This window comes from Nosocomiicoccus sp. HMSC09A07 (assembly GCF_001808485.1).
Classification (GTDB): Bacteria; Bacillota; Bacilli; order Staphylococcales; family Salinicoccaceae; genus Nosocomiicoccus; species Nosocomiicoccus ampullae_A.
Window position 1 is genome coordinate 188,066 of the sequence record NZ_KV793634.1, and the last position, 26,146, is coordinate 214,211.

23 protein-coding genes and 1 pseudogene are annotated in these 26,146 nt (G+C 35.4%); 17 read left to right on the forward strand and 7 right to left on the reverse strand.

Features of this window, described 5'->3' with window-relative positions:
• Positions 1 to 28 precede the first annotated feature (28 nt).
• The 8 genes from HMPREF3177_RS05250 (at position 29) to HMPREF3177_RS05285 (ending at position 10,758) form a co-directional block, all read left to right on the forward strand.
• Positions 29 to 823, forward strand: coding sequence for a gluconate 2-dehydrogenase subunit 3 family protein (locus HMPREF3177_RS05250; protein WP_070457470.1), 795 nt, complete (start codon positions 29 to 31; stop codon positions 821 to 823).
• A gap of 15 nt (positions 824 to 838) precedes the next feature.
• Positions 839 to 2,566 (forward strand): GMC family oxidoreductase, encoded by a 1,728-nt coding sequence (locus HMPREF3177_RS05255; protein ID WP_070457472.1) that lies wholly within the window; start codon positions 839 to 841, stop codon positions 2,564 to 2,566.
• A gap of 491 nt (positions 2,567 to 3,057) precedes the next feature.
• A complete protein-coding gene (tatC, locus tag HMPREF3177_RS05260; protein ID WP_070457474.1) occupies positions 3,058 to 3,828 on the forward strand; it encodes a twin-arginine translocase subunit TatC in 771 nt (256 codons plus the stop codon).
• Between the two features lie 68 nt (positions 3,829 to 3,896).
• Complete coding sequence (locus tag HMPREF3177_RS05265; RefSeq protein WP_070457477.1) at positions 3,897 to 5,381, forward strand: UDP-N-acetylmuramoyl-L-alanyl-D-glutamate--2,6-diaminopimelate ligase; 1,485 nt, start codon at positions 3,897 to 3,899, stop codon at positions 5,379 to 5,381.
• Between the two features lie 30 nt (positions 5,382 to 5,411).
• On the forward strand, positions 5,412 to 6,968 hold the full coding sequence (locus tag HMPREF3177_RS05270; protein ID WP_070457479.1) for a peptide chain release factor 3: 1,557 nt from the start codon (positions 5,412 to 5,414) through the stop codon (positions 6,966 to 6,968).
• 186 nt (positions 6,969 to 7,154) lie between these two features.
• Positions 7,155 to 7,946 carry a TerC family protein gene (locus HMPREF3177_RS05275; RefSeq protein WP_070457481.1) on the forward strand — a complete coding sequence of 264 codons (792 nt, stop codon included), beginning with the start codon at positions 7,155 to 7,157 and terminating at the stop codon, positions 7,944 to 7,946.
• Entirely contained in the window at positions 7,936 to 9,309 is a 1,374-nt protein-coding gene (locus HMPREF3177_RS05280) for a S1C family serine protease (protein WP_070457484.1), read from the forward strand. The genes HMPREF3177_RS05275 and HMPREF3177_RS05280 overlap by 11 nt, the downstream gene beginning before the upstream one ends.
• A 99-nt stretch (positions 9,310 to 9,408) precedes the next feature.
• Complete coding sequence (locus tag HMPREF3177_RS05285; protein WP_083286880.1) at positions 9,409 to 10,758, forward strand: TrkH family potassium uptake protein; 1,350 nt, start codon at positions 9,409 to 9,411, stop codon at positions 10,756 to 10,758.
• A gap of 75 nt (positions 10,759 to 10,833) precedes the next feature.
• Here HMPREF3177_RS05285 and nhaC read toward each other — a convergent pair whose 3' ends face one another.
• The 3 genes from nhaC to HMPREF3177_RS05300 all read right to left on the reverse strand — a co-directional run bounded on the left by nhaC (position 10,834) and on the right by HMPREF3177_RS05300 (position 13,070).
• The gene (gene nhaC, locus HMPREF3177_RS05290) at positions 10,834 to 12,261 is read right to left on the reverse strand and encodes a Na+/H+ antiporter NhaC (protein WP_070457486.1); all 1,428 of its coding nucleotides are present in this window, start codon (positions 12,259 to 12,261) and stop codon (positions 10,834 to 10,836) included.
• Between the two features lie 99 nt (positions 12,262 to 12,360).
• Positions 12,361 to 12,534 carry a DUF2187 family protein gene (locus tag HMPREF3177_RS05295; protein ID WP_148128608.1) on the reverse strand — a complete coding sequence of 58 codons (174 nt, stop codon included), beginning with the start codon at positions 12,532 to 12,534 and terminating at the stop codon, positions 12,361 to 12,363.
• 80 nt (positions 12,535 to 12,614) lie between these two features.
• Positions 12,615 to 13,070, reverse strand: a complete 456-nt coding sequence (locus tag HMPREF3177_RS05300; protein WP_070457490.1) for a sigma-70 family RNA polymerase sigma factor — start codon at positions 13,068 to 13,070, stop codon at positions 12,615 to 12,617.
• A gap of 197 nt (positions 13,071 to 13,267) precedes the next feature.
• Between HMPREF3177_RS05300 and HMPREF3177_RS05305 the strand changes: the two genes are divergently transcribed.
• Genes HMPREF3177_RS05305 through HMPREF3177_RS05330 form a run of 6 tightly spaced genes read left to right on the forward strand, consistent with a single transcriptional unit; the run spans position 13,268 to position 19,271 of the window.
• The gene (locus HMPREF3177_RS05305) at positions 13,268 to 13,777 is read left to right on the forward strand and encodes a competence protein ComK (protein ID WP_068127919.1); all 510 of its coding nucleotides are present in this window, start codon (positions 13,268 to 13,270) and stop codon (positions 13,775 to 13,777) included.
• A gap of 27 nt (positions 13,778 to 13,804) precedes the next feature.
• Positions 13,805 to 14,626: a hypothetical protein gene (locus HMPREF3177_RS05310; protein ID WP_068127922.1), complete on the forward strand. Its 822-nt coding sequence runs from the start codon at positions 13,805 to 13,807 to the stop codon at positions 14,624 to 14,626.
• A gap of 55 nt (positions 14,627 to 14,681) precedes the next feature.
• The gene (locus HMPREF3177_RS05315; RefSeq protein ID WP_068127925.1) at positions 14,682 to 15,407 is read left to right on the forward strand and encodes a WecB/TagA/CpsF family glycosyltransferase; all 726 of its coding nucleotides are present in this window, start codon (positions 14,682 to 14,684) and stop codon (positions 15,405 to 15,407) included.
• A 17-nt stretch (positions 15,408 to 15,424) separates the two neighbouring features.
• A complete protein-coding gene (locus tag HMPREF3177_RS05320; protein ID WP_068127928.1) occupies positions 15,425 to 16,015 on the forward strand; it encodes a YveK family protein in 591 nt (196 codons plus the stop codon).
• A gap of 19 nt (positions 16,016 to 16,034) precedes the next feature.
• A complete protein-coding gene (locus tag HMPREF3177_RS05325) occupies positions 16,035 to 16,667 on the forward strand; it encodes a tyrosine-protein kinase family protein (RefSeq protein WP_070457492.1) in 633 nt (210 codons plus the stop codon).
• A 12-nt stretch (positions 16,668 to 16,679) separates the two neighbouring features.
• Positions 16,680 to 19,271, forward strand: a complete 2,592-nt coding sequence (locus HMPREF3177_RS05330) for a CDP-glycerol glycerophosphotransferase family protein (protein ID WP_070457495.1) — start codon at positions 16,680 to 16,682, stop codon at positions 19,269 to 19,271.
• Positions 19,272 to 19,293: 22 nt separating this feature from the next.
• On the opposite strand, the gene HMPREF3177_RS05335 is transcribed toward HMPREF3177_RS05330, so the two are convergent.
• Genes HMPREF3177_RS05335 through tagD form a run of 4 tightly spaced genes read right to left on the reverse strand, consistent with a single transcriptional unit; the run spans position 19,294 to position 22,626 of the window.
• Complete coding sequence (locus HMPREF3177_RS05335) at positions 19,294 to 19,719, reverse strand: GNAT family N-acetyltransferase (protein ID WP_070457497.1); 426 nt, start codon at positions 19,717 to 19,719, stop codon at positions 19,294 to 19,296.
• A gap of 54 nt (positions 19,720 to 19,773) precedes the next feature.
• Positions 19,774 to 21,081 (reverse strand): LCP family protein, encoded by a 1,308-nt coding sequence (locus HMPREF3177_RS05340; RefSeq protein WP_070457499.1) that lies wholly within the window; start codon positions 21,079 to 21,081, stop codon positions 19,774 to 19,776.
• 35 nt (positions 21,082 to 21,116) lie between these two features.
• Entirely contained in the window at positions 21,117 to 22,241 is a 1,125-nt protein-coding gene (locus HMPREF3177_RS05345; RefSeq protein WP_070457501.1) for a CDP-glycerol glycerophosphotransferase family protein, read from the reverse strand.
• Positions 22,234 to 22,626 carry a glycerol-3-phosphate cytidylyltransferase gene (tagD, locus tag HMPREF3177_RS05350; RefSeq protein WP_070457503.1) on the reverse strand — a complete coding sequence of 131 codons (393 nt, stop codon included), beginning with the start codon at positions 22,624 to 22,626 and terminating at the stop codon, positions 22,234 to 22,236. Before tagD ends, HMPREF3177_RS05345 begins: the two co-directional genes overlap by 8 nt.
• Before the next feature lie 157 nt (positions 22,627 to 22,783).
• On the opposite strand from tagD, the pseudogene HMPREF3177_RS05355 reads away from it, so the two are divergent.
• The 3 genes and pseudogenes from HMPREF3177_RS05355 to tagH form a co-directional block, all read left to right on the forward strand.
• Positions 22,784 to 23,953, forward strand: a pseudogene (locus HMPREF3177_RS05355) (CDP-glycerol glycerophosphotransferase family protein); the annotation flags it as partial.
• A 19-nt stretch (positions 23,954 to 23,972) separates the two neighbouring features.
• Positions 23,973 to 24,794, forward strand: coding sequence for an ABC transporter permease (locus HMPREF3177_RS05360; RefSeq protein WP_070457507.1), 822 nt, complete (start codon positions 23,973 to 23,975; stop codon positions 24,792 to 24,794).
• A 12-nt stretch (positions 24,795 to 24,806) separates the two neighbouring features.
• Positions 24,807 to 26,144: a teichoic acids export ABC transporter ATP-binding subunit TagH gene (gene tagH / locus HMPREF3177_RS08725; RefSeq protein ID WP_070457510.1), complete on the forward strand. Its 1,338-nt coding sequence runs from the start codon at positions 24,807 to 24,809 to the stop codon at positions 26,142 to 26,144.
• The last annotated feature ends 2 nt before the right edge of the window (positions 26,145 to 26,146 follow it).

The window sequence follows — 26,146 nt, forward strand, 5'->3', positions numbered from 1 at the left end:
AGATGAAAATTATTAAGGAGTGAGGATTATGGCGGATGAGAAACAATTCTCAAGACGTGATTTCCTAAAAACAACGGGAGTAGCTACTGGTGGTATTATCGGTGGTAGTTTACTTGGAGGTTTAATCGGATTTAACCTCGATGGTAAATCAAGTGACAGTTCAAAAGATTCTAGTGATCAAGGCGGTGGAGATAGCCACGGTGGTCACGATGGTCATAGTGACGGAGGTATGTTCGACGTACCAGACAAAGGTCGTGTTTTCTTTGAAAACGATGCAGATTTTGCAACGATTGAAGCAGCAATGGAAAGAATCTTTCCAGAAACTGACGTTGGACCAGGAGCTAAAGGGCTCGGTGCAGCTTACTTCTTAGATGGACAACTCGCTGGAGCTTACGGCTTTAACTCTAAAGAATACATGCAAGGACCTTTCCACGAAGGACTTCCTACTCAAGGGTACCAGTCACACTTAAACCGTGCAGAATACTTCAGACTCGGTGTTAAAAAACTTCAAGAAGAAGCAAAAAGTCGTCACGACGAAAGCTTTTCTCAACTCGATGAAAAGAAACAAGATGAAATTCTAAAAGACTTCCAAGAAGGTAAAGTTGACTTTGGTGTACCAAAATCAACAGCAACTTCAAGTTACTTCTTTACGATGCTACGTTCAGCAACTCTAGAAGGTGCATACTGTGATCCAATTTACCACGGTAACAGAAACATGGAAGGCTGGAAAATGAAACAATTCCCAGGCCACCAGCACTCATACTTAGACGTAATTGAATCAGATGAATTTATGGACATTGAACCATTACCAAACTTTGGTTAAAAGGAGAATTATTAAATGGCGAAAGAACTAGAAAAAGTAGATGTACTTACAGTCGGAGCCGGCTGGACAGGGGGCATTGTTGCAGCGGAAGCAGCAAAAGCAGGATTAAAAGTACTTAGCCTTGAAAGAGGTAAAGAAAGAGGTACAGCAGATTATCAACACGTACACGACGAATTAAAATATGCGATTCGTTATGAATTAATGCAAGACACTTCTAAAGAAACTGTTACATTTAGAAACAGTCCAGATCAAAAAGCATTACCAATGCGTCAACAAGGATCATTCTTACTCGGTGACAACGTCGGTGGTGCAGGAACACACTGGAATGGTTGGGTATACAGATTTTTACCATATGACTTTGAGATCGCATCTAAAACGAAAGAGAGATACGGTGAAGAGAGACTTCAAGAAAAAGACGGATACCGTTTTAGGGACTGGGGTATTACGTATGACGAGTTAGAACCATACTTTACACAATTTGAACAAACAGCTGGTATCGGTGGAACAGTGAACCACTTCGAAGGTAAAAGAAGTAAAGACTATCCGAACGGTCCAATGATTAAAACTAAAATCATGAAAATTTTTGAAGACGCGACGAAGGATATGGGTTATCATCCTCACTTTTTACCATCTGCAAATATGTCAGCAGCGTATGAAAACCCAGATGGTGAAAAAATGAATCCATGTCAATATTGTGCGTTCTGTGAACGCTTCGCGTGTGAATACGACGCGAAAGCAACACCAGAAGTAACTGTGTTAAAAACAGCACGTCGTCACGATAACTTTGAATTACGTACACATTGTAACGTTGTAGAAGTTTTAACAGATGACAAAGATAAATCAAAAGTTACGGGTGTTAAATACGTTGACACACTTACGAAAGAAGAATTCATTCAACCTGCGGATATCGTCGTATTAACAAGTTATATATTTAACAACTACAAATTACTTGCGGTATCTGACATCGGTGAACAGTACGATCCAAAAACTGAAAAAGGTACGTTAGGACGTAACTATTGTTACCAAACTTCAGGTGGAGCAACTGGATTCTTTGATGAACAGTTCAACACATTCATGGGCGCAGGAGCGTTAGGTATGTCAATGGATGACTATAACGGTGATAACTTTGACCATGAAGATGTAGATTTCTTACATGGCGGAAGTATTACGGTAATTCAGTCAGGTGTCCGTCCTATTTTAACGAACCCTACTAAAAGTGGTACGCCTTCATGGGGTGCAGAATTTAAAGACGAGTCAATTAAACAATTCACACGTTCATTCTATGTTGGTGGTCAATGCGCAACTAGCCCACATAAAGATAACTACTTAGATCTTGATGAGAATTATAAAGATGTATTCGGTGTGCCGCTCGTTAAGTTAACTTATAACTTTACAGATATGGACCGTAATCGTAACAAATACCTAGCAGAGCGTAGTGTTGAAATCTTAGAGAAAATGGGTGCTAAACATATCGACATGGACCCAGACCTAGGAGATTACGATATCGTACCTTATCAAACAACACACAACACGGGTGGTACTACAATGGGAGACGACCCTGAGACTTCAGTTGTTAACAACTGGTTACAACACTGGGACAGAGATAACCTATTCGTGGTTGGAGCAGGAAACTTTGCACATAACTCTGGTTACAACCCAACAGGAACAGTCGGAGCATTAGCTTACCGCTGTGCAGAAGGTGTTATTAAGTATCATAAAGATAAAAAACGTTTAGAGAAGTAAATTAATTTATATGAGACTGTAGATGTTTTCTACAGTCTTTTTTCTTTATCGTCAACGAATAGAGATACAATTTAACGCAACACGCAATTGCGTAAACGACTATGAAATTAATTTTACGCAAATCAAAATTTACGAGTTTTTTCATCTGAAAGACAGGTCGGAAATGTATCAGAGGTGCCGTTAGCACGTTTAATTTAACGCAAATCCCTTTTGCGTAAAAGGGTAGTTCATCTATTTGACAATTACGCCGTTTGCGTGAAATAAACAGAGGTCCGTTTAACACAAATCGTTTTTGCGTAAAAAGGTAATTCATCTATTTAACGATTACGCTGTTTTGGATCAACTATACACAGGTTAGAAAATAAAACCGCTTCAATCACCTCCATCCATGTTTATAATCTTTTATATCAACACAATGTGTACTATAATAGATAGATGATTTAATGCGTTATTTTTAAAAATTCGTTGATTGGATTAGGTGGTACATATTTATGTCTAACAATGATGAATATAAAGAAGTAAAAGTGAGACGAAAGCGTAAAAAGCTAACTCAAGAGGATAATATGGCGCCTTTAATGGACCATATTCTCGATTTAAGATCTGTCGTTATTAAATCAGCAATCACTGTCGTTTTATGCTTTATTGTGATTTTTGCGACGGTCGGTTGGTGGTTTCCATACGTGTCAAAGGGTGCGAATATTGTCGTATTAGGACCTTTTGAAGTGATTCGTTTTTACTTACAAACATCTGGTGCGATTAGTGTTGGGTTATCTATACCATTTATTTGCTGGTTTATTTGGGGCTTTATGAAACCAGGACTCGTCGAAAAAGAGACGATGTTTATTAAAAGTTCGTTACCAGGAATGTTAATTTTATTTATAGCAGGTTTACTATTTGGATACTTTGTCGTTCACCCGGTCGGTTATTTCTTTTTAATTTCACTCGGAGAAAAGAACTTTGAAGTAATTGTTACTGCAGATGAATATATGAGATTTTTATTAATGACGACAATTCCTTTTGGGTTAATATTCCAACTGCCTGTTGTCATACTGTTTTTAAACTATATAGGATTATTAAATGCAGAAACGATGGTCGCTATAAGAAAATACGTTTACTTTGGACTGTTAGTTTTAACGGCGATTATTATGCCTCCAGACGTATTCACACATTTAATAACACTAACGCCAATGATTGTGTTATATGAGATTAGTATCGTACTTATAAGACGACGTGAAAGACGTCAACAAAAACGTGCAGAATAAATACGCCTCTAGGGGCGTATTTTATTTTTATTAATGTATAATTAAATCAAACCGTTAGAGGTGAGAATATGAAAACTGAACAACTAATTTCATTACTAAAAATAAAAGAAATATATGGGACGTTACCGGAAGATGTATTCGATATTACAATCGACTCTAGAGAAGTATCTGAAGGAACGATATTTGTTGCGTTAAAAGGTGTAACGACAGACGGATTTGATTATATTGATCAGGCGATTGAAAAAGGAAGTAAGATGATTTTATCGGACCGAAATAGGGAATTACCTGAAGGCGTTGGGTTATTAAAAGTGAAAGACCCAGTTAAAGTGTGTGCATTATTTGCAGAGTACTTATATGATTTCCCTCATGAAAACATGACGATGGTCGGTGTCACTGGGACGAATGGTAAGACGACTGTTTCAACGATGATTCATAACTTAAGTATGAGTATGAATAAAAAGAGTGCATACTTAGGAACGAATGGATTTATGATAAATGAAGATACGTACCCATCATTAAATACGACACCTGAAACGACAAGGCTACATAAAAACTTTAGTCAAGCAGTAAAAAAAGAAACTGAAGTATTTACGATGGAAGTGTCGAGTCACGCGTTAAAGCTTGGACGTACGTTTGGCATTGATTTTGATATTGTGATATTTACGAATTTAACACAAGATCATTTAGATTTTCATGGCACGATGGAAAACTACGGGTTCACTAAAGGGCTACTCTTTTCTCAACTCGGTCAAGATTTAAAAAAGACAAAATACGTCATATTAAACAATTCTGATCCGTGGTCAAAAGAATATGCTACGATGACACCTTATGAAGTGATTTCATATGGACTAGACGATTCAGCAGATTTTTATCCGACAGATATTAAAGGGAGTTTAGAAGGAACGACATTTACGTTACACACGCCAGACGGTGAGTTTTATGTAGAATCACCATTTGTTGGAGATTACAATATTGAAAATTTAATATGTGCGATTATAAGTGAATGGTTACAAGGGTATGATTTAAATGAGGTTATTGAAGCAATTAAGCAAATGAAAGCTGTATCTGGTCGTTTAGAAGTGTTAGACAATGAATTACCGATTCATTTAATCATCGACTTTGCACATACGCCAGATGCGTTAGAAAAAGTCATTCAAACAATTCGTCCGTTTAACGATGGTAAATTGATTACGGTGTACGGTATGACTGGTGAAAGAGATTATTCAAAAGCCGAAGAGATGGGGCGTATTGCGAGTCAGTCAGATTATGTCGTGATAACTGTTGATAACCCAGGTAATGACGATAAAAACATGTTAATTGATATCGTCGAAAAAGGGATGACTCACGATAATTACACGACAGAAATCGACCGTGAACAAGCAATAAAAATCGCTATAGATTATGCTGAACCTGGAGATACTGTGTTCCTTGCAGGAAAAGGGCGCGAGCCGTATCAAATTATGGAAAATCATGTTAAAGAACCGCATCGCGATGATTTGATTGCATTAAATTTTGCGTATAAAAAATATAACTTTCCAGGATATGAAAACTAATAATAGATAGAATTGAATTAAGGAGATTGTATGGGACTTAAAGAAGAAATCAATAAAAGAAAAACATTTGCGATTATTTCGCACCCGGATGCCGGGAAAACGACGCTAACTGAGAAGCTATTACTATTCGGTGGTGCGATTCGTGAAGCGGGTGTCGTTAAAGGTAGAAAGACAGGTAAATTCGCAACATCAGACTGGATGAAAGTCGAACAAGAGCGTGGAATCTCAGTAACGAGTTCTGTCATGCAGTTTGATTTTGACGGATATAAAGTAAATATTTTAGATACACCTGGACACGAAGACTTCTCAGAAGACACGTATCGTACACTAATGGCCGTTGACAGTGCTGTTATGGTCATCGACGCAGCAGAAGGGATCGAACCTCAGACGTTAAAACTCTTTAAAGTAGCAAAAATGCGTGGGATTCCAGTGTTTACATTTATCAATAAACTTGACCGAGTCGGGAAAGATCCGTTTGAGCTTTTAGAAGAAATCGAAGAAACGTTAGATATTGAAACGTATCCGATGACGTGGCCAATTGGTATGGGACCAAGTTTCTTTGGGATTATTAATCGACGTACAAAAGAAATTAATCCGTACCGTGAAGAGACGATGTTGAAGTTAAACGACGATTACGAATTAGAAAAGTCTCACGACATCGAAAAAGACTCTGCCTTCCAAGAGTCGATTGAAGAGTTTATGCTCGTCGAAGAAGCAGGGGACGCATTCGATGAAGAAAAAATCGCAACAGGAGATTTAACACCTGTATTTTTCGGTTCAGCATTATCTAACTTTGGGGTTGAAGAATTTTTAGACACGTTTGTTGACTTTGCACCGAGCCCAGAACCACTTGAAACAAAATCAGGTGAAGTAATCGATCCGACAGAAGAAGAATTTTCAGGATTTATCTTTAAAATTCAAGCGAACATGGACCCAAAACATAGAGATAGACTCGCATTTTTACGTATCGTATCCGGGCAATTTAACCGCGGTATGGAAGTGAAATTACAACGCACAGGTAAAAAACAAAAAGTCACACGTGCGACGATGTTTATGGCAGATGACACAGAAACTGTAGACGTTGCATATGCTGGAGATATTATCGGGTTATACGATACAGGAAACTACCAAATCGGTGATACGCTAACATCTGACAAGCATATCGAATTTAAAGAGTTACCACAGTTTACGCCAGAGTTATTTATGAAAGTCTCTGCTAAAAACGTGATGAAACAAAAGCACTTCTACAAAGGTATCGAGCAACTCGTTCAAGAAGGTGCAATACAGTATTATAAGACGATTCATACGAATCAACCGATTATCGGCGCAGTCGGTCAACTTCAATTCGAAGTATTTGAGCATCGTATGAAAAACGAATATAATACAGATGTCGTGATGGAACCAATCGGTAATAAACAAGCACGTTGGATCGAAAATGAAGAAGATATCAGAGATCAAATGGATACACAGCGCTCGACACTTGTGTATGACCGTTACGACAACAAAGTATTTCTATTTGAAAATGATTTTGCACTGAGATGGTTTAGTGATAAATATCCTGAAATCAAATTATATAGTTTACTTTAATCAAGTAAAACGCGTATAATAATGTCAATGAATAATATATGGGGAGTAACGACTAGTTTACTAGTAACACATCGTCATTACGGCAAATCGCCCGGTGTGTTAAGCAATATTTATTGTTCTGTGAGACCATAGTAATTAGACAGTGTCTATTTGCTGTGGTCTTTTTTATATTTAAGGAGTGAAGAAATGGATTATGCTATATTATTAGAATACGCATGGGTACTTATTGTACTTGTCGTATTAGAAGGTTTACTTGCAGCAGACAATGCGGTTGTACTTGCGGTTATGGTGAGACATTTATCGCCAAAAGATCGTAAGAAAGCACTATTTTACGGGTTACTCGGAGCGTTCGTATTTAGAATGATTGCGATACTATTACTCGTTTGGCTCGTACAATGGTGGTTTGTCCAAGCGTTCGGTGCGTTATACTTATTCTACGTATCGATTAGTCATTTAAAAGATATATATAAGCATAGAGGTCGATCAGAAGAAGAAATTGACGCATTAATTGAAAAGAACGAAAAAAAGGGTTCAGGATTTTGGATGACTGTACTTAAAGTAGAAATCGCAGATATTGCGTTTGCAATCGATTCGATTTTAGCAGCTGCAGCTATTGCCCTTGCGTTACCACATGTCGGTGGAGATTTCTTCGGAGTAAACGTGGGTCAATATACAGTGATGTTAATCGGTGGTTTACTTGGAGTTATTATTATGCGTTTCTTTGCGAACTGGTTCGTAAAATTACTTGCCGAACGACCAAGTTTAGAAGTCGCAGCATTTACTATCGTTGGTTGGGTTGGTGTTAAGTTAGCAGTGTTAACACTCTCGCATGAAGCAGTCGGTATTTTACCAGAGACTTTCCCACATTCAACAATTTGGAAATTAACATTCTGGGCAGTAATGCTTATCATTATCCTAATCGGATGGTTTGCTGGTGGTAAAAAAACAGATGTGAAGGATGATATGAATGCGCAATGATGATAGAAGAGAAAGTTTTGACGAAAAATATAGACGTCGCACGCACGCTTTAGATGAGCACGATACAGTTCAATTTGAAAAGATCGATGATGATGATTTAAAAGATGTAGATTCACATGAACATGTTGAAAAGAAAGAAGAAAAACTACCTCATGATGATGTTAATGAAGCGAATGAAGTACCTAAAGAAGATACACCTAAACCACGCGCTAAACGTGAGAAATCATCGTTCTTACCCGGATTACTCGCTGGTATTATCGGTGCGATTTTAGTCGTTTCGTTGTATCACTTTTTATCTAACGACTCAAACAATACAAATGATGTCGTAAACAACACAAAAGACACAGCAGAAGTTCGTCAAGAAATTGAAAGTAAACATGAGGACAAAGTGATTACAGATACAATTGTCGCTGTTGAAAAAGCAAAGCCTGCAGTCGTATCAGTCATTAACTTACAAAGCCAAACGAATTTATTTGGTAATGAGTCGTCACTCGCTGAAGCGGGAACTGGGTCTGGAGTCATTTATAAAACAGATGACGAATATGCTTACGTTATTACAAATAATCACGTAATTGATAAAGCAACTGAAGTTCAAGTAAACACTTCTGAAGGTGACAGTGTTGAAGCAGAGATTCTCGGCACAGATATTTGGACAGACTTAGCAGTTTTAAGAATGCCAAAAGGTAACATAACTGATGTAATCGAATTTGGAGATAGCGATAAATTACTCGTCGGTGAAGAGGCAATCGCAATTGGTTCACCACTCGGTGATATGTTTAGTGGATCTGTATCTAGAGGAATTGTATCTGCATTAGATAGACGTGTACCGGTTGATATTGATGGAAACGGTACGGATGACTGGGAAGCGGCAGTACTTCAAACAGATGCAGCTATTAACCCAGGTAACTCTGGTGGTGCACTCGTAAATAGTAAAGGTGAATTAATCGGTATTAACTCGATGAAAATTGGTTTAGAGAATGTCGAAGGTATTGGTTTTGCGATTCCATCAAACGATGTTAAAGCAATTGTTTCAGAGTTAGAAACTGGTGGAGAAGTGGATCGTCCTTTTATCGGAGTTGGCTTGCTCGACTTATATTTAATTAGTACGAGCGATCAACGTAACTATTTAAAATTACCGAGCAATGTTAAACAAGGCGTCGTTCTTTCAAGTATTGAACCAGGTTCTCCAGCTGAATATGCAGGATTAGAAGAATTAGCGGTCGTTACGAAATTAGATGACACTGAAGTCAATAACGCGATGGAATTTAGACAATATTTATATGGCAACAAAAAATCAGGCGACACGATTACTGTAACGTATTATTTAGACGGTAGACAGTATGAGACTGACGTCCAGTTATAAAAAGATTTTAAACGAGCAGTAATGCTCGTTTTTTTATATTAAAATAAATTGAAAGATTGATTTAATAGGCGTATAGTATGTCTAAAGGAGAGATACTGTGTGAGAATAATTATTAATTTGTTAGATAGTATGAGCCCACAACGCTCGATATTCTTATATTATTTAGGCGCGTTAATTGTTTCTACGTTACTCATGCAACTGCCGTTTTTCTATAATGAAGGCACATACATATCATTTATGGATACGTTATTCGTCACAGCTTCAGGTATCTCTGTTACAGGACTTACGACGGTAAATATTGTCGACACGTTTAATACATACGGGATTATTCTCTTAATGTTCATACTCAACCTCGGCGGTATCGGTATTATGGCGACGTCGACATTTATATGGATTTTACTCGGTAGAAAGATCACATTAAGAAACCGAGCAGCAATCATGGTCGACAACAACCAATCCGCAATTGCAGGTGGGGTAAAGCTCGTTTTAAATATCGTGTCTTTACTGTTTTTAATCGAACTGATTGGTGCAATTATTTATACGTCAGTGTTTTATTATTTAACCGGTTCGTTTAAAGATGCACTCCTTCAAGGGACGTTTTTATCAGTATCTGCGACGACAAACGCTGGATTTGATTTATATCATCAATCGTTGATCGGACATAGTACAAACTTCTTTCTTACGGTTCCAGTAATGTTCCAAATCGTTCTCGGAGCGATTGGATATCCTGTATTAATCGAAGTGAAAGAGTTCTTTAGTCATAAAAACCCTCACTTTAGATTTAGTTTGTTTACGAAAGTGACGACGACGATGTATGCGTTACTTTATGTAATTGGTACAGTGTTTTATTTAATCATCGAGTGGAATGGTCCGCGTTTTCAAGATTCATTTATTACTAAAATGACGAACGCCTCGTTTATGAGTGTATCGTCAAGAAGTGCAGGAATCGTTATCGAAGACCCGTCGCTACTAAACGAAGCCACACAGCTTGTTTTAAGTATGTTAATGTTTATCGGATCATCACCATCCAGTGCGGGTGGGGGGATTCGTACGACGACATTTGCGATTTTGTTACTGACAGTAATTGCATTTGCAAGAAGTAAAGAATACCCGACGATATTTAAACGGACGATCGCAAAACAAGATGTTGAACGCGCATTTGTCGTGTTCGTCATGTCAATGGTTTTACTATTTTTAGGAATATCCGTCATCACGTTTGTTGAAGGTGACAAACATAGTTTAATGTCTATCATCTTTGAAGTATCGAGCGCGTTCGGAACGTGCGGGATGTCGATGGGCATAACAAATGACTTACAGACAAGCAGTGAGCTTATATTGATTGCACTGATGTTTATTGGCCGTGTCGGTTTTGTGAGTTTCTTATTAAGTTTTGGTAGCAAGAAAAAGACGATAATCAAATATCCGACAGAGCATTTAACAGTCGGTTAAAATGAGTTATAAAAAAGATTTAAAACAATTAAAAGAGAACTCTATAAAGAAAAATAAGAGCGGATAATTCTGCTCTTATTTTATTTCATTTGGATAATATTTTTTATAAAAGTTTAATTTATCTTCATCTGTAATTTTCTTAATACCGATACCTGTCGCAGCGAGTATTAGCGCGATGATTGGTGCAGCGTAGTTCATGACAGCAAAAGGTCCATATTCAAGTACTGAAATACCGAGTGCTCCGTATATAAAGACGCCATCTGTACTCCACGGAATGAGTGCAGACGTTACAGTTCCACCGTCTTCTAGTGTTCTTGATAAGTTACTCGTATCGAGGTTGTTATCAACAAATGGTCGAACGAACATTCTTCCAGGTACGATAATCGAAATGTAGTGCTCTGCACACGTTAAGTTAATAAAGATCGCAGAGAGTAACGCACTGGATACTAATCCGAATGTATTTTTCGCGAATTTTAAAATATGATCTAAAATAACTTGTAACATGCCAGAGTGTTCCATAATACCAGCAAAACTCATCGCAACAAATGTCATCGTCACTACAAACATCATATCCATCATACCGCCACGGTTAAACAAGACTTCAATCGACTCGTTAGAAGTCGTAATCTCAAAGCCATCAATTAAAGTTGTTAAGCTTGATGGTAACGTATCGTTTTGTACGAATAACTGTGCGAGCGTTCCAAGGAATGCTCCAACGATTAGTGCAGGTGCTGGTGGCACTTTAAATAATATAACCGCTAAAACAATGACCGGTGCAAGTAGTAACCATGGTGAAATAACGAACGCTTCAGAGATGTTTTGTCTAAGAGCTTCAATACTATTTAAGTCAACAGATGTATTATTAATATACTTTACGGTATACCACTGAAAGACGATTAGCGTAATAATAAAAGCAGGTACAGTCGTATAAAGCATATGTTTAATGTGTTTAAAAATATTTGTGTGTGTTAAACCGGATGCTAAGTTTGTCGTGTCAGAAAGTGGTGACATCTTATCTCCAAAAAATGCTCCAGCAACTATCGCACCTGCAGTTGGACCGAGTGGAATATTTAAACCAACACCAATACCTAATGACGCGATACCGACTGTCGCAATCGTTGACCATGCGCTCCCAATTGTTAATGAAACAATCGAACAAATAATAACGACAGTGACTAAAAAATACTTCGGACTAATGATATTTAAGCCGTAGTAAATCATCGTTGCTACAATGCCACCGCCGACCCAAGAACCAATGACGAGTCCAACGAGTAAAATAATGATCAGCGCAGGTAGCGCTAATTTAATTCCACGATACATAAAATCTTCGATTTCAGACCATGAGTATCCATGGAAATAAGCGATCCCTCCTGCGACGATGGCCCCGATAATTAACGGGATATGTGGTGTAATGTCCAGTACAACGACGCTATATAGCATTGTTGTAATCATAACTAAAAATGGTACGAGTGATGTAATAAAACGAAATGGACGCTTATCCATAGCGCTACCTCCTTTAAAATATAATGTTCATAAGTATACATAATATTTCAACAAATATAAACAAAAAAACGGCCAAATTTAATTTAGCCGTTTTAACTATTACTTTTTAATTTTATATCGTTTATGGTTTACTACTGTCTTTTCAAAATCTTCGTTTTCGTTCCAGTCCTCGTTTATTGTAATGTCGACGATGACTGAATTTTCGTTGATTTTTTCAACTTTACCAAGCATGCCATCGAACTCAACAATATCTCCGATTTCTGCTGGTACAATTTCTACTTCGTCTTTGTTCTTACTCATCGTAACCCCTCCAAATAATCATTATACTATTATACAATTTTCAACTATTTTTCTCAATAGAAGTGTGTATACAACGTTTTTCTCGCTTGTTTTCTTATGTTTTTTGCTGTTGATAAACTCACCCCTAAATGTTTGGCGATCTCAACGAGTGCATATCCATCAATCGTCATAAGTAGCCATGCATATTCTCGCTCAGTTAGTTTTTCTTTTACACCGATTAAATACAAATTCGCATCGATAGAATCGATAGGGATCGTATCTAGAACTCCATCTTCTGTCACTTGATATCGCTCTAATCGACGTGCATTTTTTCGAATTTCATCGATTAAACGTTGATAAATCATCGTGTAGACAAATTGTGATTCTTTACATTTGGACTCGTCGTGCTTGTTTAACGCTTCGTAAACCGCTAATCGGCCAATTTGCATATACTCATCTCGGTCATATAAAATGTTCAGCCTGTTAATAATTGAAGCAATCATCGGTTCATACGATATAATCTTTTCCATTGTGACTCCTGTAAGAATCGATTCTTAAATTATTTCCGGATATGTGTAATGTACCGGGTTTTTAATCGTTCAAACAGGCGTCTTAATTAACAAAAGTTAACCTTAACTATAATAATAGTTAACAATGTAATGTATTTAAACATGAAATGATGTATAATTCGTTCTAATACTATAATTTTAATGAAAGAGGACTTCCTATGAAAGGATTGCCATATTTTACAAGAGACGTTAAATATATAGAACCGATTTATGATCCAACATATATGTGTCAGGCTGTATCAGAATCTGGTATCGTTCAATATAAGAAATCGTCGGAAAACTGGTTAAATGAGTATTTAACATATTTTTATGCGACGAATCTATCTGCAATACGTAAACATGTTCAATTGAATTTCAACATCCATCGTATGATACCGATTTGTGTGGATCTCGAATATCAATTTATTATGTTTCCGTTAAATTCAAATAAAAATAAGAACGTGTATTTTATTAATTTGGCTAAAGTATATCGGTGTATAAAACGTGAAAGTGGTACGACGATTGAGTTTATATGTGGAGATACGTTAGATGTCGAAATTTCATATAACCAATGTGAAAGTCAGTATGTAAAAGCGACGCAAATATATGATAGGTATGTGAAGTTTAGACATTTTAGAAGAAGATATTTAAGCGCAGAAACTAAAAAAACAATGTATAATATAAACTAAATGAAACGATGCGAAAAGAGGGATTGTATGGAAATTAAAGTCAAAGTTAAAGATAGTACGCATCAATTACAAATTTTTAAATATAAATTATCACTTGATCAAAAAGTAAGAGATTTGATTGCGTTGTTAACAGACGATTTACCATATTTAACACATGAAGTATCTAAGCTAACATATGGTGAGTATTCGTATAGCGAATTGTATGAAATGAAGTTAAATAAGTTGTTCGATGCTTTAAATAAAGCGAAGTTATCGTCAGATGATTTAACGCTAGAACTCTCAATTTTAGAAAGTAAAGATAAAAATATCGCACACTTAGATTTAGACTATACACAGTTTATTAAAATGTCAGATTTATATATCGATATTAAAAAAACATACCGTGTACCGAACAGTACGATCTTTTATATCCAACAAAATGGAGAGCAGTACGTCATTCGTAAAGAAGAAAACCATTTAGAGTTTTATAGTTTTAGACAGCAATTTGACGAAGCGTTTAAAGAAGACGATAGACTCCCATTTTTTGCGATTGAGTATAAATCAAAAGATGAAATGTCTCAAAAAGACATTCATTGGATTAAAAAATATCGATATCCTAAAAAAGAAAAAGAAAATCCATTTATCCATATCGAAGTCGCTAGAATATCACAAAGTATATTAGACGATATTACACGACTGATTCATAGGTTATACACGATTATTGGGCGTTTTGAACGCGGAAAAGTTCCATTTACTGAGGTCGATAAATTGCCAACGTATATAGAACAAGATGGAAAAGTTACGATTGGTTACGTTCCGATTCTACAACTCGAACGTATTTTACAACAAAAAAAGAGCCCGAATAATTAAGAAAAAAGTTTAAAAATCATGTATGATATAGATAAGACTGAAAGTAGTGAAAGACATGATTAAAAGGGTAGTACATTTACTTGGAATTCCGTTTGTAAATACGACACATGAACAGTTTGTAGACGAACTAAAGAGACGTCTTGAGCAAAAAGAAAAGACGTTCGTCGTAACAGCAAACCCAGAAATTTTAATGAAAACAAAAGAAGATAACGAATTTCAACATGTCGTTAAACGTGCGGATTATGTCACGCCGGATGGTATCGGAGTTGTATTACTTTCAAAGTTAAAAAGACGTCCGCTAAAAGAGCGAATTACCGGGTTTGATTTAACGGTCGATTTACTTCAATATGCTGATGACGAAAATTTAAGTGTGTATTTACTCGGTGCAAAAGAGTCTGTCAATAAAGAGGCGGCAAAACAAATTCAATCGACTTATCCGAATTTAAATATTGTCGGCAGACATCACGGATATATCGATATTGATGATGAAAAAATTCATGATGAGATTTATGAACAGTCACCAGATATCGTATTCGTCGCGCTCGGTGCACCAAAGCAAGAATTATTCATCGATCGTCATATTAAAAATGCACAAAAAGGGCTATTCATCGGTGTTGGTGGAAGTTTAGACGTCCATGCGAAAGCAGTGAAACGTGCGCCAGATATTTGGATTAAATTAAACTTAGAATGGTTGTACCGCATGATTAAACAACCAGAACGCATTAAAAGAAATATTAAAGTGTTTAGTTTTATGATAAAAACACTACTAAAAAATGATTAAACGTTAAGGAAGATTCTATGTCAAAACGTAATGTATCAAGTAAAGATTTTATATTATTAGCGAGTATATTAATTGGTGGAATAGTTGCGTCGTTATTTACATTGTTTTTTATTGATAACCAGTACAACGCGACTGCTGAATTTAACGTGCATACGGAAGAATCAGTAGATCCAGGAATTTATGAGGCGATTATTAAATCTGATAAAGTCGTTACAAAACTAAAAGAACAAGAGAACATTACGCTTCCTGTTCAAAAATTAAAAGAGAAGATTACTGTCACGTATAACGAAGATTCAGATACTTTAAAAGTTTCGGTAAGTTTAGACAATAGACGCGACTCTATACTGATCACAGAGAGCCTTGCACAAATCGCTACTGATGAAATAGAAACATTTGTACAAGGGAGTACAGTGGAGTATGTGACAGCTCCAGATGACGGTGTAGTAGAAGACAAGTCACATAAAGTTAAATTAATCTACGTTATTGTTGGGCTTATTATTGGATATTTTGTTGGTACGTTAATTGACACATTTCAAAAACCACGTGTCGGCAAACGTAAATCAGCGGAATCAGATTATACGGTACTTGGTTCGATACCAAAATATTAGTGTAGGTGAGTGATAATATATGTTAGACAATAGAAGACATATCGTAGTGAATGAGCCAGAAAGTGATGTCGCTTTAAAATATTTTAATATCGCAGACCGTATTAAATATTACACACAAAACAAGCAACGAGTGTTATTATTTGCATCTGAATATCAAAAAGAAGGGGTTACGACAATCGCAACTAACGTTGCGATCGCTTTAGCACGTAGGGGCGCGAATGTCGTATATCTAGATGCAAATTTAGACGACCCGACAATTCACGACACATTTCACGTTCAATTAAGAAGCGGTATTACAGATGCGATAGCGACTGACAAAAGCATACTATCAGTGACGTATGACACACCAGTATATGGACTTTCTATGATTCATGTTGGGCTACAAACGTCGATTGGCAACGAAGTCTTTTTATCGAGTAAATTTAAATATATCATTGGCACGTTAAGAAATAAATTTGATTATTGTATTATTGATGCTGGCATGAGAATGTATGACACAGCGAATGTCGATGCAACAAAAGAAGCAATCGATGCGGCGGTGATTGTAAAAAATAAGGAACGTCATATCGTTCAGTCAAACGAACTGGCTTCAAGACTAGAAGAAAGTGGCATAGAGATTTTAGGTGTCGTCAATAATTTTGATGAAAGTTAAAGGTGAATATGTATGAGTCGATTTACAAATTATTTCTCTAAACATGTGAGAGAACGATTTACAAAAGAAATTGAACTCATCGATATTAATAGAAGAGGGGGCGACTTTATATTTACTTATAAAGTCCTCCCGTTTATTAATATACGTGTGATTTCAAATTATAATGCGACTGTTTTAATCGATGAAATAGAACACGCAGTTCCATGCGAGTATAATGACGATTTAATTACAGTACGTGTGTCTGAAGCGTATTTTAATGATGAGCCAGACAATCTATCCGTTCAGTTATATTCGTTTAACGAGAAGATGCGTATTAAACGTAGTAAGGAACTTAAAGCGCGTACTCAATATTTTGTGAACAATAAACTATATAACATTAAAGTAAAAAGAGATGTACATATTTCTAAACGATATATGACGCTAAACTTTACTGATGAAACACAACTTGTAAATGACGCGAACGTATTAAAAGATTCTTTAGTTTTAACGTTTAATACGAAAGTGGACAAAGATTCTGTACTCTTTTTAAGTTATATTCATAAGTTCGTAGAAATACCGACGACGTTAGTTGATGATTATACGTTAAAAGTAACGGGGCTAGAACAACTTACAAACGGTGAAGCGGTATTTTATATCGCTCAAAAAGAAGATGTTTATTTATTAAAAGGCAAATTAAAAGAGCACGAACTTTTTACTGAATATTATTCGTACACACTTAAGACAGAGCCGGAGTTAACGCTTGAAGTTAAAGAGCATGTGATCGTGCTCGAATCATTTTACGTGAGTGAAATAAAAGATAACGTCGTCACAGTCAATATTCAATTAGAAAAAGATATATTAATCAATCAACCGAAATTAAGTATCTTTAACCCGAGGCTTGATACGTCGGTGGATATCGATTTAACAGATCAATTACGATGTGATATACCAATTGGAGTGCTGATTGACGGATTTACAAATAAAAAAATCAACTTTATAAATGATGGTATCGTGTATCAACTTGATATTCGATATGCAAAAATTACCGATGATATGGTCGGTAAACATCTTCATGACAATGAGTATCTCAACACTCATTTTTATAGAAGAAAAGACAACTACTTAGGTTTTAAAGTATCTCGTCCACGTATAAGAAGACGTATGACATCTATTAAAGACTTTACGTTTAAAGGTTTTATGAAGGGGAGAGAGTCGTTCTCTAATGCTGAGAACGTCATTATATTTGAAGATCGTATCAATCAAAAAACTGTCGAATATCCAGTAGACGATAAATTTAAAATAAAAGTAGTACCTGAAGATATCATAAATTTGATGAGTCGTGGTAAGACAGTGATTGATATTTACGTCGGTATGAGAAATGAAGACGGCGACATCATCGCAAGGGAAAAAATCCCATACAAACATTCAGATTATAAAAAAGATAATTTTTACGATTTAAAAATTGTCCAAGAAAAAGACCGAGAAGTTTATTTACTCGTGACGACAACACCATTTAACAATTTAAAAATCGAAACATTTGTTGTACCAAAATCAGTCAACACGAATGTCACGCGAGACAACAATATATGGTTACTCGGAGAACGTACAGATACTGCACAAGAAAATGGATATGCATTGTTTAAATATTTACAAGACAAACAAGTCGAAGCGTACTACGTGATAGACGGAGAATCTAAAGATTATGAAAAGATAAAAGACGAAGAAAACGTACTCGTTTTTGGTAGTGAAGCACACTATGATATTAGTTTAAGAGCAGGGGTATTACTATGTACGCACGATTTTGAAAATATTTTACCGTACAAACCAGCGAAAGAATTCTTTAACTATGGTGATACTTTTAAAGTGTTTCTACAGCACGGTGTACTCGGTAGAAAACCAGCTGAATATCATAAAAAATACTATGAGGATCCGTTTGATATATTTATCGTATCGAGTTCAAGTGAGAAGTACGACGTCGTCGTTGAAGAGATGGGATACGATGAAGATGAAGTCATCGTTACAGGTCTTGCACGATTTGACCAATTACCGATTGGCAAAAAAGGGAAAGACATATTACTTATGCCGACGTGGCGTGACTGGATTAACACTGACGAACGATTTTTAAACAGTGAGTATTATCACCGTTATAAAAATTTAATCGAAAACGAACGCCTTCATGAAGTACTAAAAAAATATAACGTCAAATTAAATTTCTACCCGCATTATCGTGCACAGCAGTTCTTTACAAAAGAGCATATTGAAGCGACAGATAACATTGAATTTATTACGCTAGGAGAACGTACTGTACAAGATTTACTCATTGAACATGCGTTACTCATTACAGATTTTAGTAGTGTAAGTTTTGACTTTACAATGATGAAAAAACCAGTAATATACTATCACTTCGACGAAGATCGATTCTTTAATAGAGGGATATTACGACCTGTAAATGAAACATTTTTAGGAGATATCGCGGAAACAGAAGAACTTCTGATTAGCTATATCGAAGATTCGATTAAACATAACTATGAAAATAAAGTAAAAGATATTAGTGGCATTATTAAATATCAAGATCAACATAACTGTGAACGTATATATGAAGCGGTGGAACGAAAAAAACTCTAACATTTTTGTTAGAGTTTTTTTATTACAACTGTTTAATCATATCGATATGTGGGATGTTTGCGTCTAAATATTCATCGGAAAAATTTTCATAGCCGAGTTTGTTATAAAATTTAATCGCGTGAGTTTGTGCACCAAGTTTTGCCCATACGTAACCTTGTTGTCTCGCATGAATATGAACGAACGTCATTAAGTTATGTCCGAATCCGAGCTTTCTATATTCTTTTAAAACAGCCATTCTTTCGACTTTAATTGTAGAATCATCAAGCACTCGGTAACGTACTGTACCGGCTGGTTCATCGTTAAATAGTAAAATGATATGAACGCATTCTTCTTCGTACTCATCTAATTCTAAATCAGCTGGAACACCTTGTTCTTCTACAAATACTTTATTTCTAATATCCACGCAATCATCGTAGTATTTCTTATCATCTGTAATATATATATTCATAATAGACACTCCTAAAAAAATAATGACTAGGCAGTACCTAGTCATTATATAACACTATTCATAATTCTCTCTATCATCACGCTCAGGTGGAAAGTATTCATCTCTTGGGTTTGTACCTGGATCGTAATAATAATCGTCGTCATATGACTCATCTAAATTTTCTTCTTCTGTTGGTTCAGTGTAGTCTTGTCCGTCAGGTTGACTAACATCTGTGTCGCCTTCATTGTCTTCATAGTTTTCTAATTGTTCTTTTGGAATGTTAAAGCCGTCACCATACTTACTTTTATATGTTGGATCGGCAAAAAACGGTATATCTTCACCTTCGAGTTTATAGTTATTAATAATATCTTCGCCGATTAGTACTGTTGGGTTTAGCCAGTAGGATAGGCGAATATTTGCGAAGTCATTTACGTCTGGTGCTTTTAAATCAAGAATCTCTCGTAACGTTCGACTTAATACAAATAAATGTTCTTCACTTGGTTTGTAGTAATACGCACCAGTATATCCGGCATAATCTTCACCGAGTAATCTTGTTGTTTCAAATTTGACATCGTTACTCGCAAAATACTTTGCTAAGTTCGTAAGTTCTTTCATCGTAAAGTTATGTGTGACATTTTTAGAAACAACATCGACAAGTTCATCGATTTTTGTAATTGCACCAGTAGATTTTGAACGATTCATAATCGCTTGAATCATTTGCATTTGACGTTCACCACGTCCAAAGTCTGAGTCTACTCGGCGACTTCTAACTACTGCAAGTGCCTCTTCACCTGTTAACATTCGTTTTCCTTTTTTTACTTTTATTTTACCTGAATCATCTTGGTTTGGTTCTTCCATATCAAATGGTACATCGAACTCAACTCCACCAAGTGTATTTACGATATCTACTACAGAGTCAAAGTTTACACGAATGTAAAAGTCGACAGGGATGTTGAATAAGTTTTCAACTGAATCGACAGCTCCTTCAATTCCGCCGAGTGCATGTGCGTGGTTGATTTTGTCGAATGCTTGTTCATCACTAATTAGACTTAGCGTATCGCGAGGGATGTTGATCATTTTAATGACGTTACCTTCACGGTCAAACGTAGCTAAAATCATCGTATCCGTTCTAAATTCATCTCTTTTTAATTGTTCTTTTTTAGCACGTTTTTCGTTTTCGTCAATTCCTAATATTAGTACTGTAAAACTATCTTCGATATCTACTTCTTCACCATCTTCACGAAGTTTCGACTTATCCTCTAATCCGGAAAATGAAGAGTTTACTCCTTTGTTGACTGTATAGTATATATAACCACCATAAGCGGCCCCAGCAATGCCGAGTACTAAAAGTATGACGAAAATAATTTTAAGGAATTTTTTCATAGTAATCTCCGAACTTCAAAATAATATAATAACCTTTATTGTAGCATTGATAAAAGAGTATTTGTATTATTTTGGTTGTTATAATCATTCCAAAGATCTTTAAATTGACGTATTTCTTCCGCAGAGAAGTCATCATTTTTAATCATTTCAAGAATTTCATCTGTGCTATATGCGATATTTGTCGTGACGAGAGATTCATAATCATCTATTAAACCTTTTGTATTCTTATACTCATCTAAATCATAAGGATAATAGATAACTGGGCGCATAAGGTTCGCAAATTCAAAGCCGACAGAAGAGTAGTCTGTAATTAAAATATCAGTCACACTTAACACTTCTTCTAACGAAAATCCGTCATTTAGATCAATGACACCCTTAATATCAGTGTCTAACTGAACAGTAGGGTGTAGTCTTAACGCGATTCTATAATTGCTTGGCAACTGTTGACTCATTTTAGAGATGTCGAGTGGTATATCAGAAATATTAAACTGATTTTCTCTATACGTCGGCGCATACGTTACAACGATAACTTCGTCGTCTAAATTTAAGCGACTTCGAACATTATCTCGAGTCGATTGAATATTCGACTGTTCTCTATAAAAATCAAGACGTGGCATCGCTGCTTTTATGATTTTTTTATCTTCAATAGAAAACGTCTGTTTAAAAATATCTGCCATACGTTTAGATCCAGCGACATAATAATCCACATTTTGATACGTTTTTTTAAACCGAGTTTTTGCACAGTCTGGACGGTGTTTAAATGACTCATCCATTAACCCAAACGCCTTTACAGCACCAACCGCATGCCACGTTTGAAATACTTTAACATAAGGTTTTAATGTAGACATACCACCAATTACAGGGAAATGATTATCGACAATAATATTTTTTGCACGACCAATTTCATATAATTCTTTTACGCTTAAACTACTATGTGTATACACTTTAACGTTATCAAACGTTTTAAAATCATACTGGCGCGATGAAAAAATATTAACTTCATTGTAGAGACGCATCTTCGGATGACGGATAATATAATCGATATTATCGCCAAAAGAAGTTAAAATCACGACAGAATTTTTTAATGGTAATACGCGCATCAATAAAAAGAAACGTGAGACAAAAAAATTGTACACACGTAACATAATTTCTTTAATCATTATTATTTAAATCTCTCTTAATTTTAGTCGTAGAAATCCCTTCTGTTCTAGGCAGATACACAACTTCACATAAGTCTTTCAAGAAGTCAAACTCACCTTCCCAGTCATGACCCATTACGAATGTGTCAATGTTGTGATTTTTAACATCTTCACGTTTTTGATCCCAAGTGTTTTCTGGAATCACTTCATCGACATATTTAATCGCTTCTAAAATCAATTTACGATCTTCATATGAGTGATATGCTTCTTTATGTTTTAAGCTGTTAAATTCATCTGTTGATACAGCAACGACTAAGTAATCACCAAGATCCTTAGCACGTTTTAAAATGTTTATATGGCCGACATGTAATAAATCGAATGTTCCATAAGTAATTACTTTTTTCATAACAATTCACCTTTTTGATTCATATTATATTTTAGTTTATACCATTATAAGTGTTAATGCGATAATTTATTATACAGAAATTGGTTTTCTAGTTCTAATCTTAGGTATAATATAGACTATATATTATAATTGTTTAAGATATGAAGAAAGTTAGGTTGTTATGAAATTCGTAAAAGCTATTCTATTATATGTATATAAAATTGTATTCTCTATCGCAGGAAAGATATTACCAAAGAAAAAGAATCGTATTATATTCGAGAGTTTTCTAGGTAAGCAATATAGCGATAACCCTAGAGCATTATACGAATACTTGTTAGAGCATTACCCAAGTGAATATGAACTGATTTGGAGTGTAGATAAACGTTACGTAAAACTATTCGAAGAAAAAGGAGTACCATACTATAAAAGATTTTCTGTTAAATGGTTGATTGCAATGAACACAGCAAATCTTTGGGTTTCTAATAGTAGGCTTCCTTTATGGATACCTAAACCAAAAAAGACAACTTATCTACAAACGTGGCATGGAACACCATTAAAAAAATTAGCGCTCGATATGGATGAGGTTCATATGCCAGGTACTGACACTGAAAAGTATAAAAAGAACTTTACAACTGAATCTAAAAAATGGGATTTTTTAGTGTCTCCAAATACGTATTCATCAGAAATCTTTAGACGTGCGTTTAAATTTAATAAGACGATGTTAGAAACTGGCTATCCAAGAAATGATCATTTAGTCAACAACAATAATGAGGAATATATTCATCGCCTGAAAGTGGACCTTGGCATACCACGTGGAAAAAAAGTAATTCTTTATGCGCCAACTTGGAGAGATAATGAATATTACGCACGTGGGCGTTATAAGTTCGACATCAAACTTGATTTAGAAAAGATGAGAAAAGAGCTTGGTGATGATTATATAATCTTACTCAGAATGCATTACTTAATCTCTGAAAATATTGATGTAACTCAATATGATGGATTTGTACAAGATTTTTCAACATATGAAGATATTAGAGATTTATATTTAGTATCTGATACGTTGATTACAGATTATTCATCTGTCTTTTTTGATTATGCAATATTAAACCGTCCAATAGTATTCTTTACATATGATTTAGAAAGCTATAGAGATACGTTACGCGGTTTTTATTTTGATTTTGAAGAAGATGCACCTGGACCACTATTATTTGATACTGATTCAATTATTGAAGCGGTGTTAAACGAAGATGATCCATATTATAATAAACGTCAGATATTTAGAAATACGTATTGTAGTTTAGAAGATGGGCAAGCATCTAAACGTGTGTTAGAACACGTCATAAAATAAAGATTTGAAAGGAATTAAAATGAAATCTTTGTTTAAATTAATACAAGAACAAATTGAATATTTTTATCTAGCTCGACGACTCTCACTATACGAGCTAAAAAGTAACAATAAAAACAACTATTTAGGCATGTTATGGGAGTTATTAAACCCGCTCACACAAATACTTATTTACTGGTTTGTATTTGGAACACTGAGAAATAGAGCGCCAGTTGAAGTCAATGGTGAAGAAGTTCCATTTTTACTTTGGTTAATCGTAGGTTTTTTAGTTTGGATATTTTTCTATCAAGCATCAATTCAAGCTTCTAAATCTATATATTCACGACTTAGAATGTTATCAAAAATGAACTTCCCGATGAGTGTGATACCGAATATACCGATATTCTCAAGACTCTATATTCACTTAGGTATGATTGTTATCGCATTTTTCATCTACCAATTTTCGGGATATCCAGTGACGATCTACATCGTCCAGTTTTTCTATTTTTTAATATGCTTATATGCAATTACATTTGCGTTTGGTTTAATTATGTCGACCTTATCGACAATCGTAAGAGACGTTCACCTTTTCTTAAACTCGATTTTAAGAATGGGACTTTATGTTTCTGGTGTATTATGGCCACTCACAATATTAGATGATTTTCCGAAAGTTCAAGCAATATTAAAATTTAACCCGCTTGTTTATGTCGTAGAAGGATATCGTTATGCATTTTTAGGTAGAGGTTGGTATATTATCGATCAATGGCAATATGGCTTATATTTCTGGGGACTAGTTTTAGTTCTTCTACTTATCGGCGCAGTATTACACATGAAATTTAGAAGAAACTTTATTGATTATTTATAGAGGTTGAATATTATGGAAAAAGTTATAGAGGTAAAAAACTTAACGAAGCGATATAAATTATTTGACGATTCAAAAGAGAAGTTTTTAAGCCTTTTTAATAGTGAAAAATTTGGTAAAAACTTCTATGCACTCGATCAAGTTAACTTTACTGCATATGAAGGAGACGTCATTGGATTTATCGGGACAAACGGTTCTGGTAAGTCAACGCTTTCCAATATTATTGCAGGTATCGTACCTGAAACAACTGGAGAGGTCCAAACGAGAGGCGAAGTTGCGTTAATTGCTGTGGCTGCTGGCTTAAATAATAATTTAAACGGAAGAGAAAATATCGAGTTAAAGTGCTTAATGCTCGGATTTAGTAAACAAGAAATTAAAGAATTAGAACCAGAAATAATAGAATTCTCAGAACTTGGTGAGTTTATAGATCAACCCGTTAAGTCGTATTCAAGTGGGATGAAATCTAGACTTGGATTTGCGATTTCAGTAAGTGTTGACCCAGATGTACTTATTATCGACGAGGCACTGTCAGTCGGAGACAAAGCATTCGCAGAGAAAAGTTTACAAAAAATGAAAGAATTTAAAGAGCAAGGTAAAACGATGATCTTCGTTTCACACTCCCTCGGCCAAATGAAACAGTTTTGCGATAAAATTTTATGGCTAGAGTTCGGTAGAGTGAAAGCATATGGAGAAGTCAACGAAGTGCTCGGAATGTATGAAAACTTTTTAAATAAATGGCAAAAGATGTCAAAAAAAGAACGTGATGAGTACCGTACAAATGTTTTAGCAACACCTGTTCAGACAAATACGATTTCAAAGTCAGATGAAACTTTCGTTTATTCGACAACAGATGAATTTATAGAAGAAAACGATAACTATGAAGTTCATTTAGAAAGTCGTCTTGCGCATATACGCGGTGGAAAGTCTTATGTGTATGAGGCCCCTAACAAACAAGATAGCTATAAATCTTCTGATGAACTGAAAAATAAAGTCTATTATGTAAAACGTTCAGCATCATTTAGGTTTGAGAAGTTTTATCTAATAAGTACGAAGCCTAGTGGAGAAGAAGGCTTAGTAGGTTGGATGAAAGAAGCGGATTTACAAACACACGTCACGACGTTTGTTGATAATGATAAAAAAACGTTCAAGTTAAATGGTAAGGGATCAGCATACGACGCCCCGTGGGGTGGTAGAAAGCAATTTGTATTTAAAGATTTAGCAGATATGGAGAACGAAACAATAAACGTAGAAGAAACGTGGTTTATAGGACGAAACACGTGGTATAAAGCTACTGTTGATAATCAGGAAGTGTGGGTTAACTCAAAATATACAAAAGAAAATTCGGAGGTATAGTC

Coding starts and splice junctions, on each gene's coding strand:
- HMPREF3177_RS05250 (WP_070457470.1), top strand. CDS start 29: ATGGCGGATGAGAAACAATTCTCAAGACGTGATTTCCTAAAAACAACG.
- HMPREF3177_RS05255 (WP_070457472.1), top strand. CDS start 839: ATGGCGAAAGAACTAGAAAAAGTAGATGTACTTACAGTCGGAGCCGGC.
- tatC (WP_070457474.1), top strand. CDS start 3,058: ATGTCTAACAATGATGAATATAAAGAAGTAAAAGTGAGACGAAAGCGT.
- HMPREF3177_RS05265 (WP_070457477.1), top strand. CDS start 3,897: ATGAAAACTGAACAACTAATTTCATTACTAAAAATAAAAGAAATATAT.
- HMPREF3177_RS05270 (WP_070457479.1), top strand. CDS start 5,412: ATGGGACTTAAAGAAGAAATCAATAAAAGAAAAACATTTGCGATTATT.
- HMPREF3177_RS05275 (WP_070457481.1), top strand. CDS start 7,155: ATGGATTATGCTATATTATTAGAATACGCATGGGTACTTATTGTACTT.
- HMPREF3177_RS05280 (WP_070457484.1), top strand. CDS start 7,936: ATGCGCAATGATGATAGAAGAGAAAGTTTTGACGAAAAATATAGACGT.
- nhaC (WP_070457486.1), bottom strand. CDS start 12,261: ATGGATAAGCGTCCATTTCGTTTTATTACATCACTCGTACCATTTTTA.
- HMPREF3177_RS05300 (WP_070457490.1), bottom strand. CDS start 13,070: ATGGAAAAGATTATATCGTATGAACCGATGATTGCTTCAATTATTAAC.
- HMPREF3177_RS05305 (WP_068127919.1), top strand. CDS start 13,268: ATGAAAGGATTGCCATATTTTACAAGAGACGTTAAATATATAGAACCG.
- HMPREF3177_RS05310 (WP_068127922.1), top strand. CDS start 13,805: ATGGAAATTAAAGTCAAAGTTAAAGATAGTACGCATCAATTACAAATT.
- HMPREF3177_RS05315 (WP_068127925.1), top strand. CDS start 14,682: ATGATTAAAAGGGTAGTACATTTACTTGGAATTCCGTTTGTAAATACG.
- HMPREF3177_RS05320 (WP_068127928.1), top strand. CDS start 15,425: ATGTCAAAACGTAATGTATCAAGTAAAGATTTTATATTATTAGCGAGT.
- HMPREF3177_RS05325 (WP_070457492.1), top strand. CDS start 16,035: ATGTTAGACAATAGAAGACATATCGTAGTGAATGAGCCAGAAAGTGAT.
- HMPREF3177_RS05330 (WP_070457495.1), top strand. CDS start 16,680: ATGAGTCGATTTACAAATTATTTCTCTAAACATGTGAGAGAACGATTT.
- HMPREF3177_RS05335 (WP_070457497.1), bottom strand. CDS start 19,719: ATGAATATATATATTACAGATGATAAGAAATACTACGATGATTGCGTG.
- HMPREF3177_RS05340 (WP_070457499.1), bottom strand. CDS start 21,081: ATGAAAAAATTCCTTAAAATTATTTTCGTCATACTTTTAGTACTCGGC.
- HMPREF3177_RS05345 (WP_070457501.1), bottom strand. CDS start 22,241: ATGATTAAAGAAATTATGTTACGTGTGTACAATTTTTTTGTCTCACGT.
- tagD (WP_070457503.1), bottom strand. CDS start 22,626: ATGAAAAAAGTAATTACTTATGGAACATTCGATTTATTACATGTCGGC.
- HMPREF3177_RS05360 (WP_070457507.1), top strand. CDS start 23,973: ATGAAATCTTTGTTTAAATTAATACAAGAACAAATTGAATATTTTTAT.
- tagH (WP_070457510.1), top strand. CDS start 24,807: ATGGAAAAAGTTATAGAGGTAAAAAACTTAACGAAGCGATATAAATTA.